Below are 11,736 nucleotides of genomic sequence, written 5' to 3' on the forward strand. Positions count from 1 at the left end.
AAGCCCTGTGGGGCCCGCAGCCCGCGGTCAGCTCTCCCCGAACGGCCACCGGCGGCCCACCGCGACGTGCAGGATGATCGACAGACCGAGCGCGTTGAGTGCCGTGTGCCCCACCCACTCCTGGCTGGTGGGCCTCGTCCAGTCCAGGGTGTCGGCGTAGGCGGTCAGCGCCGCGTACTGGGCCGCCCCCAGGACCAGCGAGGCCCCCAGCGTCGCCAAGCGCTCCTGCCCCGGGCTCAGATGGGGACGGAACGCGCCCTCGAAGAGCATGCCGACGGTCAGCCCCGCGGCGACGAAGCACCCGGCCCCGGCGTTGACGGTGGCCGGGCTGACGTCGCCGGGACCGTGGATGAGTACGTACGTCAGCAGCGTCCCCCCGATCACCACGATGTTCGCCGGCACGATGCGCGACCACCTGCGCCGGGGCTCGGCGAAGGGCCACCCCCGCCAGACGACGAAGAACCAGACCTGCCAGGCGCCGATCAGCACCAGTACCGCGCCGAGTTCCTCGCCGGGCACCGGACCGCTCGCGCTGGTGAGACCCGATCCCGGGGGTGCCCGGAAGTCCACGGCCACGGCGTACAGGATGATCGCCACGCCCCACGACACCACCAGGGCCGCGATCCCCGCCCAGATGCGCGGCAGCCGGCGCAGCGGCCGGCCTTCGCAGACGAGGGTCAGCTGGAGCATCGCCACGAACGCGGCGCCGGCGAGCGGCAGGGAGGCCGGGTACAGCGCGGCGTGGCCGGGTCCTGGGGTCGGGTCGAAGATGCCGTCGAAGTCGAGACGGCCGATGAAGACCTGGCCCGCCATGGCCAGGAGGACGGCGGCGGCGGCGATGAAGACGGTGTCGGTCAGCCCCGACCAGCCGGGACGCAGGCGCGAGCCCGGCCAGTCCTCCCACCAGAACGCCACCATGGCCACCGCGGGCAGGGCGAAGGTGATCAGCGGCCCGAACAGGGTCACCGAGTCCGCGGCGCCGCCCCCGCCGAACGCGAACAGCACCGCGACGGGGACGACGAACAGCAGACCGGCCAGCCCCAGGCCCGGCTGCCGCTCCAGACGCCGCCGCTCGGCCCGCAGGAATCCGGCGCCGTGCAGCCGCGTCGGGGTGCTGATGAGCGGCCGGTCCGGCAACGCGTCGCCGCCGCGTCGCCGGTCCCCCGGGGCCGGCGGTGCCGTCATGCGGGTGAGCCAGGGGGGCCCATCGGATCCATCGGGTCCATCACCAGCTCGGCGGCCATCGGCAGTGACTCCGGGCGGCGTCCGGTCGCGTGGAAGACGGCGTTCATCATCGCCGCCGCCATGCCGACCTGGCCGATCTCGCCAACGCCCTTGACGCCGAGCGGGCCCGCGACGTCGTCGGTGACATCGACGAACTCGACGGTGACGTCGGGGGCGTCGGCGTTGACGGGTACGAGGTACTCACCGAGATTGCCGGCCCCCCACCGCCCGTACCGCGGGTCCATCTGGTTGCCTTCGAGCAGCGCCTGGCTCATCCCCCAGAGCATTCCGCCCATGAGCTGGCTGCGCGCGAGCTTGGGGTTGAGCACCCGTCCGGGGGCGAACACGCCGACCATCCTGCGTACGCGTACGAGACCGAAGTCCGGGTCGACGGCCACCTCGGCGAACTGTGCCCCGAAGGTCATCAGCCCATGCGGGGTGTCCATCGGCGGGGGCGTCCAGTCGCCGAGCGCGTCGGTCATGCTCAGATGGTTGCGCCCCATCATCTCGGCGTACGTCTCGCCGGCGCCCGATCCGTCGCCGAGGCTCATCCGGCCGTCCTGGACCACGACGGCCGAGGGGTCCGCGCCGTGCAGCGGGGAGCCGCCGTCCGCCACCGCCATGGCGATCAGCTGGCGGCGCAGCTCGACCGCCGCGTTGTGCACCGCCGCGCTGACCATGGAGGCGCCCATGGAGCCCACCGACGCGCTGGCGTTGGGCAGATCGCTGTCGCCCGCCTCGAACGTGACGTCGCTCATGTCCATGCCCAGCCCGTCGGCGGCGACCTGGGTCATCGCCGTGGTGCTGCCGGTGCCGAACTCCTGGGTGCCGCACTGCATGACGGCGCTGCCGTCGGCGTAGATCCGCACCCGCGCCTGCTGGGGCGGCATCATGAACGCCATGGGGTAGGCGGCCACGGCCATTCCGGAGCCGATGAGCCAGTCGCCCTCGCGCCGCGAGCGCGGCTCGGGGTCGCGGCGCTCCCAGCCGAAGAGGCGGGCACCGGTGCGCAGACACTCCTCCAGGCCGTCGCTGGACCAGGGGTTGCCGTGCTCGTCCACGGACGCGCGGTTGCGCAGGCGCAGTTCGACGGGGTCCACCCCCGTCGCGTACGCGAGCTTGTCCATCGCCACTTCCAGGGTGGAGACCCCCAGGGACTCTCCCGGCGCGCGCATGAAGGTGGGCGTCATGACGTTGCCACGGATCAGCCGGTGCACACCGAGGTAGTTCTCGCAGGTGTAGAGCTGCGAGGTGACGCCCGTCGCGGGCTCGGCCCAGTCGTCGAAGGGCGAGGTGACCGAGAGTTTCTCGTGGCGTACGGCGGTGATCCTCCCGTCCTTCGCCGCCCCGATCGACAGCCGCTGCTCCTGCTCCTCCCGGTGTCCGTGAGAGGTGTAGGTCTGCGGCCGGGTCAGGGCCAGCCGCACCGGGCGCCGGACGTGCCCGGCCGCCATCGCGGCGAGGGTGACATGCGGCCAGGTCATCGCCTTGCCGCCGAAGCCGCCGCCGACGAACTCGGTGATGACCCGGATATGGGCGATCGGGATGCCGAGGAGCTGGGCGACGGTGAGCTGGGTGGCCCGGACCCCCATGGTCGAGTCGTAGAGCGTCAGCCGCTCGCCGTCCCAGACGGCCGTGGTGGCGGAGGGTTCGAGTGTGTTGTGGTGGTTCGCCGCGTAGTGGTGGTCCACATCGACCCGTACGGGTGCCTGGGCCAGCGCGGTCTCGACGTCACCGCGTTCGTTCCGGCCCGGCATCAGACCGCCGAACAGGGTCGCCGCCTCGTACGCCGCCGCCCGTCCCTCCTCGATCGTGGTGACGGAGTCGGCGCGCTCGTAGGTGATGTCGAGCAACGAGGCGGCGTACTGGGCGCGTTCATGGCTGTCGGCGACCACGATGGCCAGCGGCTGCCCGGCGTAGTGGACGGTGTCGTCCTGCATGGGGAAGAACGTCTCACCGGGTGCCGCGCCGCCCACGAGCGAGGGGAGCAGGGGCGGTTGCGACGCGATTCGGGTGAGGTTGTCGTGGGTGAGGACGGCCAGGACGCCGTCCTCGTCCCGTACCCGCTTCTCGTCGATCGCCAGGACCCGGCCACTGGGGATGCCCGCGCCGACAACGGCGGCGTGGACCAGGTTCGGCAGTTCGATCTCGGCGGTGTACCGGGCCGCTCCGGTGACCTTCCGCCTGCCGTCGACCCGGCTGACGGGCTTGCCGACCGCGTTGCTCATCGTGCGTCTCCGTTCACGACCTGCTCCAGCGCGCGCACCATCGCCCGCCGCGCCATGGGGATTTTGAACGCGTTGTCCTTGCGCGGACTCGCGGGTGCCATCTCAAGCGCGGCGGCCTCCGCGAACGCCTCGGTGGTCGCCGGACCGCCGGTCAGGGCGGCTTCCGCGCGCCGGGCCCGCCACGGTTTCGTACCGACACCGCCGAGAGCGAGGCGTACGCCGGCGACCCGGCCGTCCCGTACATCGACGGCCGCCGCGACGGAGACCAGGGCGAACTCGTAGGACTGCCGGTCGCGGAGCTTCAGATACAGGGAGCGCTCGGCGATCGGTGTCGGCGGTACCTCGATCGCCACGATGAGTTCCCCGCGTTCCAGGGGGTGTTCCACCTCGGGCGTGCTCCCCGGGAGCAGGTAGAAGTCGTCGATGGGGATACCGCGCGCGCCGGACGGGCCGAGTGTGTGGACGACCGCGTCGAGTGCGACGAGCGCGACGCCGACGTCGGATGGGTGGGTGGCGACGCAGTCGTCACTGGTACCGAGCACCGCGTGCAGGCGGTTGAGGCCGTCCATGGCCGAACAGCCGCTCCCCGGCTCGCGTTTGTTGCAGGGGGAGACACCGTCGCGGAAGTAGGAGCAGCGGGTGCGCTGGCAGAGGTTTCCGCCCATGGAGGCCATGTTGCGCAGCTGCTCGGATGCGCCCAGGAGAAGCGCCTGCGAGATCATCGGGAAGCGCCGTACGACGTCGGCGGAGCGCGCGACGTCCGTCATTCTCGCGAGGGCCCCGATCCGCAGCCCGGTGCCGGGCGTGAAGTCGATCTCCTTCAGGGCAAGGGAGTTGATGTCGACCAGCGCGTCCGGGCGGGTCACTCCGAGCCGGATGAGGTCGATCTCCGTGGTGCCGCCGGCGAGGAAAGCGCTGGCGGAATCGGCGCCGACGGTGGCGATCGCCTCGTCCACGGTACTCGCACGCGTATAGCTGAGAGGTCGCATGTCAGGCCCGCCCACTCGTCGCGGGGTCGGCGTCGCGGATATCGCGAACCGCCGCCCGGATATTCGGATAGGCGGCGCAGCGGCAGAGATTGCCACTCATGTGTTCGGCGATTTCCTCGTCCGTCGTCGCGTTTCCCTCTTTGAGCAGGGCCACCGCCGACATGAGCTGTCCCGATGTGCAGTAGCCGCACTGGAAAGCGTCACGCTCGATGAACGCGCTCTGGAGGGGGTGCAGATCGCCGCCGTCGGCGAGGCCCTCGACCGTGCTGACCTCGTGGTCCTCACAGGCCACCGCCAGCGTCAGACAGGCGAGCACCCGCCGGTCGTCCACCCAGACCGTGCAGGCGCCGCAGGTTCCCTGGTCGCATCCTTTCTTGGTGCCGGTGAGACTCAGATGTTCGCGCAGGGCGTCCAGGAGGCTGACGCGGGGTTCCAGTTCGATCTCGTGAATCTCGCCGTTGACTTTCATGGACACCGGGGCACGCGCCGGTCCGATCACAGCTGTCAGCCTTCCCTGTGTGTGGATGACCTGAAAGAAGCCTCTTCGGTGCGGGATTCTCCACTGCGGAAATCCCCACCGGCCCTTTTGACACCGCAACACGCAAGGAACCGCACGAAAGCCGGTCCGGAGTACGAAAAATGACCGGCCCGTACGGACGTCTCCGTACGGACCGGTCTTTCGCAAGGCCGGGGGAAGGGGGATCAACCCCCGGCCGGGGTATTCGGGTCAAGCGGTCGGACCTTCACCGGTGTCAGACCTTCACCGGTGTCAGACCTTCGCCGGTGTCAGACCTTCGCCGGCGTCGGACCTTCGCCGTCGTCAGACCTTCGCCGGCGTCCCGTCCGCGTCACGCGCCTCCGGTACGGCGGAGGATCCGTCGGCCGCGCCGTCGGACTCCTTCGTGAGGCTCGGCCCGTCGCCGTCGCCACCGTGCGCCCCGTGGTCGTCGACCAGCATCTTCTCGTCGAACGGGATGCGGCCGGACAGCACCTCGTCCACCCTGGCCCGGTCGATCTCCTTCGTCCACGTACCGACGAGGACCGTGGCGACGGCGTTGCCCGCGAAGTTCGTCAGGGCGCGCGCCTCGCTCATGAAGCGGTCGATGCCGACGATCAGGCCGACGCCGTCGACCAGTTCGGGACGGTGCGACTGAAGGCCGCCCGCCAAGGTCGCGAGACCCGCGCCGGTGACACCCGCCGCGCCCTTCGACGCGATGATCATGAAGATCAGGAGGCCGATCTGCTCACCGATGGAGAGCGGGTCGCCCATCGCCTCGGCGATGAAGAGCGACGCCATCGTGAGGTAGATGGCCGTGCCGTCGAGGTTGAAGGAGTAGCCCGTCGGCACGGTGATACCGACGACGGGCTTGCTGACGCCCAGGTGCTCCATCTTCGCGATCAGCCGCGGCAGCGCCGACTCGGACGACGAGGTGGAGAGGATCAGCAGGAACTCGCGCGCCAGGTACTTCAGCAGCGAGAAGAGGTTGATGCCGGTGATCACCTTGAGCAGCGCGCCGAGGATGACGAAGACGAAGAGCGCGCAGGTGATGTAGAAGCCGACCATGATGACCGCGAGCGACTTCAGCGCGTCCATGCCGGTCTCGCCGACCACCGCCGCGATGGCGCCGAAGGCACCGACCGGGGCCGCCCACATGATCATCGCGAGGATGCGGAAGACCAGGCGCTGGATGTGCCCGATGCCGCGCAGGATCGGCTCGCCGGTGGAGCCCATCGCCTGGAGCGCGAAGCCCGCCAGCAGCGCGACGAGCAGCGTCTGGAGCACCTCGCCCTCGGTGAAGGCGGAGACGAGCGTGGTCGGGATGATGCCGACCAGGAACTCCGCGGTGGTCTCGGCGTCGCCGTCGACCTGCGCCGCGCCGGCGTCGGCCGTGGCCTGGGTGATGTGCAGCCCGGAACCGGGCTCCAGGATGTTGCCGACGACGAGGCCGATGGCCAGCGCGACGGTCGACATGACCATGAAGTAGCCGAGGGCCAGACCGCCGACGGCGCCGACCTTGGCTGCCTTGCGGACGGATCCGACGCCCAGCACGATGGTGCAGAAGATGATCGGGGAGATCATCATCTTGATGAGGTTGACGAAGCCGGTCCCGATGGGCTTCAGCTCGACGGCCACCCCCGGGGCGGCGAAACCGACGGTGATTCCGAGAATCACTGCGACGATCACGGCCAGATACAGATAATGGGTACGGTCCCGAGTAGCGGCCACGGGTCCTCCTTGACTCGTTTGTCCCTGCGCGACCTCCCGTCCCGAGGGGGTCCCGGCGACTATCCATCAGGCTGTGACCCCGGTCACCCTTACGTGCATTTCGTTCATACGATTTCGGCCAGGCAGACTTGCGTCATGCAGCTACCCCGTCCCCGCAGCCTCGCGGGCCAGCTCTTCGCGATGCAGGTCGTGCTGGTCGCGGCTGTCGTGGCCGGATGCGCGCTGTTCGCGTACTTCACGGACCGGGCGCAGGCCGAGGAGACCGCCAAGCGCCAGGTGACGGCCACGGCGCGGGCGATGGCCGACTCCCCGTCCGTACGGGAGGCCATCAGGTCCGACGATCCCTCGGCCACGCTCCAGCCCTACGCGGAGCGTGTGCGGATCGACACGGGCGTCGACTTCGTCACGATCATGAAGCCGGACGGGACGCGCTGGACGCATCCGGATCCCCAGCTGATCGGGCTGCCCTTCATCGGCACGACCGAGCCCGCGCTGCTCGGCAAGACCTTCACCGAGACGTACACGGGGACCCTCGGGCCCTCGACCCGGGCGGTGACCCCGATCGAGGACGACGGGCGCATCACGGGGCTGATCAGCGTCGGCATCACCGTCGACCGGATCTCCAGCCAGCTGGAGGAGCAGGTGAAGGTCCTGGCGCTGGCGGCCGGGGGCGCCCTCGCGCTGGGCGGTGTGGGCACGTACGTGATCAACGCGCGGCTGCGCCGCCACACCCACGGGATGAACGCGGCCGAGCTGAGCCGGATGCACGACTACCACGAGGCCGCGCTGCACGCCGTGCGCGAGGGTCTGCTCATGCTGGACGGACGGCGCAGGATCGCGCTGATCAACGACGGCGGGCAGGAGCTCCTCGGTCTGGACGACAGAGCCGTGGGCCGCAACATCGACGAGCTCGGGCTGCCCGCCCCGCTCGTCGGGGCGCTCCTCGCCTCCGAGCCGCGCGTGGACGAGGTCCATATGACGGCCGACCGGATCGTCGTCGTCAGTACCCGTCCGGTGATCGGCGGCGAGCGGCGCGGTACGGTCGCCACGCTCCGGGACCACACCGAAATCCAGGCACTGTCGGGCGAGTTGGACTCGGAGCGCGGTTTCACCCACGCTCTTCGCTCGCAGGCGCACGAGGCGGCGAACCGGCTGCACACGGTCGTGTCGCTGATCGAGATGGGGCGGGTGGAGGAGGCGGTGGAGTTCGCCACGGCGGAGCTGGAGCTGGCGCAGGTGCTCACGGACCGGGTGGTCGGCGCGGTGGCCGAACCGGTGCTGGCGGCGCTGCTGCTCGGCAAGGCGGCGCAGGCGAACGAACGCGGCGTGGAGCTGGTGCTCGCCGGGGACAGCCGTATCGACGACGGGGTGCTGCCGCCGTCGCTGGCCGCCCGCGATCTGGTGACCGTGCTCGGCAATCTGATCGACAACGGGGTGGACGCGGCGCAGGGCACGGACGGCGCGCGGGTCACCGTCACCGCGCTGGCCGGGGACGGTGAGCTGCTGCTGCGGGTACGGGACACGGGGCCGGGCGTCGCGCCCGGTGACATCGAGGAGGTGTTCCGGCGCGGCTGGTCGACCAGGGGCGCGGGACGCGGACTCGGGCTGGCGCTCGTACGCCAGGCGGTGCACCGGGCGCACGGCACGGTGGAGCTGACACCGGGGCGGGACGGCGGGGCGGAGTTCACGGTACGGCTGCCGCTGGGCGCACGTGACGGGGCGGTTCCGGGCCTTGCGGGCCCCCGTCCAGACGCGCGTGACACGACGGACGCGAGCGCGGCGGAGCCGATGGCCGGCGCCTCGGCCGACGGCGGGAAGAAGGGCGGATCATGACCGGGACCACGGACGGCGCCCCCCGCCCCATTCGCGTGCTCGTCGTCGAGGACGACCCCGTCGCCGCCGACGCCCATCAGCTGTACGTGGGCCGGGTGCCCGGCTTCGAGGTGGCCGGGGTCGCGCACTCCCGGGTCGAGGCCGGCCGGGCCCTGGAGCGTACGGACGTGGACCTGATCCTCCTCGACCTGTATCTGCCGGACGGGCACGGGCTCCAACTGCTGCGCAGTCTGCGGGCCGTCGGCCACCACGCGGACGTCATCGCCGTCACGTCGGCGCGCGATCTCGCGGTCGTACGCGAAGGGGTGTCGCTGGGCGTCGTGCAGTACGTACTGAAGCCTTTCGCCTTCGCCACGCTGCGCGACCGGCTCAGCCGTTACGCCGAGTTCCGGGCCGCCGCCGGTGAGGCCAGCGGCCAGGACGAGGTGGACCGGGCACTCGGCGCGCTGCGCGCTCCGCAGCCCGCGTCGCTGCCCAAGGGGCTCAGCGGGCCGACGCTGGAGTCGGTGACGCGTGCGCTGCGCGACGCGCGGGAGGGCCTGACGGCCACGGAGGCCGCGGCCACACTCGGCATCTCCCGGATCACCGCGCGCCGTTATCTGGAGCATCTGGTCGTCGCCGGGCAGGCGGACCGCAGCCCGCAGTACGGCCAGATCGGGCGTCCGGAGCTCCAGTACCGGTGGATCGTCTCCGCCCGATAGCGTGGACGCCGCGAGGTCACGGGCCTCGCTCGCACCGCCCGTCAACACGCTGGTCACGCCCGTACGCGCCGGTGAACAATGCGGTCATGACTGTTCTCGGCGCCGTGTTCCGCCCCCAACTTCCCCCCGAACGACTCCGCGACATCGCCCGCACCGCGGACGAAGCCGGCCTGGACGAGCTGTGGCTCTGGGAGGACTGCTTCCTGGAGAGCGGCATCGCCAGTATCGCCGCGGCCCTCGCCTGGACGGAGCGGCTGCGCGTCGGCGTCGGTCTGCTCCCCGTACCCCTGCGCAACGTCGCGCTGACCGCCATGGAGGCCGCGACGCTGCACCGGCTGTTCCCCGGCCGGGCCCTGCTCGGGGTCGGGCACGGCGTGCAGGACTGGATGCGGCAGACCGGTACGCGCGTCGAGTCGCCCGTGACCCTGCTGCGCGAGCACCTCGTGGCGCTGCGCGCGCTGCTGGCCGGTGAGCGGGTGACCACGGACGGCCGTTACGTGAAGCTGGACGCCGTCGCGCTCGACTGGCCGCCGGCCACCGCACCCGCACTGCCCGCCGTGTACGCCGGCGCCACCGGACCGCGCACGATGCGGCTGACGGGCGAGGCCGCCGACGGCACGATCCTGACGGGCGGCACCTCGCCCGACGCGGTACGCCTGGCCCGCCAACTCATCGCGGAGGGGCGGGAGTCGGCCGGGCGCACCGGCCACCACCCGTTGGTCGTCTACCTCCACACGGCGACCGGCCCCAACTCCGAGGCGCGGCTGCGGGCCGAGTTGGACGCCCTGGGCGACAGCTGGGGGCCGGAGGGACCGTACGGAATCGCGGGCACCGCCGACGCGGTCGCCGACGCCGTGCGGGAGCTCGCGGAGGCCGGGGCGGACACCGTGGTGCTCCAGCCGACGGCCGACGATCCGGACCCGGAGGGCTTCGTCCGTTTCACGGCCGCCGAGGTCCGTCCGCTCGTGCCGGGTACGGAGTGAGCTGTGCACGGGGATTGACCTTCAGATTGACCCGGTCCTACGGTCGCCGGGCAGCCCTTAGCGGCTAGGTCCTGTCCGGTGGATCTTCGCGGATGAGCCCCGCGAAGATCCACCGGACAGGACCTATTAAGAGGAGGTCGTGCCCGTGCGCCCCACCGCCCCACTGATCCTCGTCACGGTCCTCGCCGCCGGTGCGCTCACGGCGTGCGGCGACGGGTCCGGCAGCGATCCGGACACCGTGAAGGTGGCCTACAACAGATCGACGGACAACAAGATCCGCTTCAAGGACAACTATCTGGAGTCCATGAAGAAGCAGTTCGAGAAGGCCAATCCGGGCAAGAAGGTCGAACTGATACCGATCCAGGCCCCCGACAACGACTACGCCACCAAGGCGCAGCAGATGATGCGCTCCCCGAAGACCGCGCCCGACCTGGTCTACGAGGACACCTTCCGTATCAACTCCGACATCAAGGCCGGCTATCTGCGCCCGCTGGACGAGTATCTGGACAAGTGGGACTCCTGGGACCAGTTCGTCGACACGGCGAAGTCGGCCGCCAAGGCGGAGGACGGCAAGACGTACGGCGTACCGGACGGCACGGACACCCGTGGCCTCTGGTTCAACAAGAAGATCTTCGCCGAGGCGGGGCTGCCCGCCGACTGGCGGCCCAAGGACTGGGCGGAGGTCCTGGACGCGGCGCGCACCGTCAAGCGCGAGGTCCCGGACGTGATCCCCCTCAACGTCTACACCGGCAAGGGCCCCGGCGAGGCCGCGGTGATGCAGGGCTTCGAGATGCTGCTGTACGGCACGGGCGCGGACCCGCTCTACGACCCGGCGTCGAAGAAGTGGGTCGCGGGCAACAAGGGCTTCACGGACGCGCTCGACTTCGTACGGACCGTGTACTCCGAGAAGCTGGGGCCCGACGTCTCCGACGCGCTCGACCCCAACATCGGTACGCGCGTGGCGACCGAGTTCTTCCCCGAGGGCAAGCTGGCGATCTCCCTCGACGGCTCCTGGATGGGGCAGAACTGGATCAACGAGGGCCCCAAGGAGTGGCCCGAGTGGTCAACCGAGCTGGCCCAGACACCGATGCCGACGCAGAACGGGCAGGCGCCCGGCAGCGTGTCGATGTCCGGCGGGTGGGCGTGGTCGATCCCGCAGAAGGCCCAGAACCCTGACCTGGCCTTCGAGTTCATCAAGACGCAGCAGACGAAGGAGAACGCCGTCGAGTGGGATGTCGTCGGCGCGCAGATCGCCGTCCGTAAGGATGTGGCGGCCGATCCCAAGTATCTGAAGTCGATGCCCGGCATCGACTTCTTCACCAAGCTCGTGGAGGTGACCAACTACCGCCCCGCGCTGCCCGTTTACCCGCAGGTGTCGTCCGCGATCGGCGAGGCGATGGAGTCGGTGACGACGGGGGACGCGTCCGCGGCCGAGGCGGCGAAGGCGTACGACGAGCAGTTGAGGACCATCGCCGACGGCGCGGTGGCCGAGAAGTGAGCACGCCTGCCGCGGCGGTGACGGCGGCGGCACCGTGAGCGCGGTGAGTACGG

General features: G+C 70.7%; 9 protein-coding genes. 4 read left to right on the plus strand and 5 right to left on the minus strand.

The genetic code is table 11. The annotated features are described in order from the left end of the window. Nucleotides 1-27 precede the first annotated feature (27 nt). The 5 genes from OIE74_RS11075 to OIE74_RS11095 form a co-directional block, all read right to left on the minus strand. Complete coding sequence (locus OIE74_RS11075) at nucleotides 28-1,185, minus strand: hypothetical protein (RefSeq protein ID WP_329381355.1); 1,158 nt, start codon at nucleotides 1,183-1,185, stop codon at nucleotides 28-30. Continuing rightward, on the minus strand, nucleotides 1,182-3,452 hold the full coding sequence (locus OIE74_RS11080) for a xanthine dehydrogenase family protein molybdopterin-binding subunit (protein ID WP_329381358.1): 2,271 nt from the start codon (nucleotides 3,450-3,452) through the stop codon (nucleotides 1,182-1,184). The genes OIE74_RS11075 and OIE74_RS11080 overlap by 4 nt, the downstream gene beginning before the upstream one ends. Beyond that, nucleotides 3,449-4,441: an FAD binding domain-containing protein gene (locus tag OIE74_RS11085; RefSeq protein ID WP_329381361.1), complete on the minus strand. Its 993-nt coding sequence runs from the start codon at nucleotides 4,439-4,441 to the stop codon at nucleotides 3,449-3,451. The genes OIE74_RS11080 and OIE74_RS11085 overlap by 4 nt, the downstream gene beginning before the upstream one ends. 1 nt (nucleotide 4,442) lies before the next feature. After that, complete coding sequence (locus OIE74_RS11090) at nucleotides 4,443-4,910, minus strand: (2Fe-2S)-binding protein (protein ID WP_329381364.1); 468 nt, start codon at nucleotides 4,908-4,910, stop codon at nucleotides 4,443-4,445. Nucleotides 4,911-5,261: 351 nt separating this feature from the next. Continuing rightward, nucleotides 5,262-6,668, minus strand: a complete 1,407-nt coding sequence (locus tag OIE74_RS11095) for a cation:dicarboxylate symporter family transporter (protein WP_329381366.1) — start codon at nucleotides 6,666-6,668, stop codon at nucleotides 5,262-5,264. 135 nt (nucleotides 6,669-6,803) lie between these two features. On the opposite strand from OIE74_RS11095, the gene OIE74_RS11100 reads away from it, so the two are divergent. The 4 genes from OIE74_RS11100 to OIE74_RS11115 all read left to right on the plus strand — a co-directional run bounded on the left by OIE74_RS11100 (nucleotide 6,804) and on the right by OIE74_RS11115 (nucleotide 11,683). After that, nucleotides 6,804-8,501, plus strand: a complete 1,698-nt coding sequence (locus OIE74_RS11100; RefSeq protein ID WP_329381369.1) for a sensor histidine kinase — start codon at nucleotides 6,804-6,806, stop codon at nucleotides 8,499-8,501. Further along, nucleotides 8,498-9,202 carry a response regulator gene (locus OIE74_RS11105; protein WP_329381373.1) on the plus strand — a complete coding sequence of 235 codons (705 nt, stop codon included), beginning with the start codon at nucleotides 8,498-8,500 and terminating at the stop codon, nucleotides 9,200-9,202. Before OIE74_RS11100 ends, OIE74_RS11105 begins: the two co-directional genes overlap by 4 nt. Nucleotides 9,203-9,288: 86 nt before the next feature. Next, on the plus strand, nucleotides 9,289-10,185 hold the full coding sequence (locus OIE74_RS11110; RefSeq protein ID WP_329381375.1) for an LLM class flavin-dependent oxidoreductase: 897 nt from the start codon (nucleotides 9,289-9,291) through the stop codon (nucleotides 10,183-10,185). Nucleotides 10,186-10,330: 145 nt separating this feature from the next. Beyond that, nucleotides 10,331-11,683: an extracellular solute-binding protein gene (locus OIE74_RS11115; protein WP_329381378.1), complete on the plus strand. Its 1,353-nt coding sequence runs from the start codon at nucleotides 10,331-10,333 to the stop codon at nucleotides 11,681-11,683. Nucleotides 11,684-11,736: the final 53 nt, after the last annotated feature.

Origin of the sequence: Streptomyces sp. NBC_01716 (assembly GCF_036248275.1) — a bacterium.
In the GTDB taxonomy this organism is placed as follows: Bacteria; Actinomycetota; Actinomycetes; order Streptomycetales; family Streptomycetaceae; genus Streptomyces.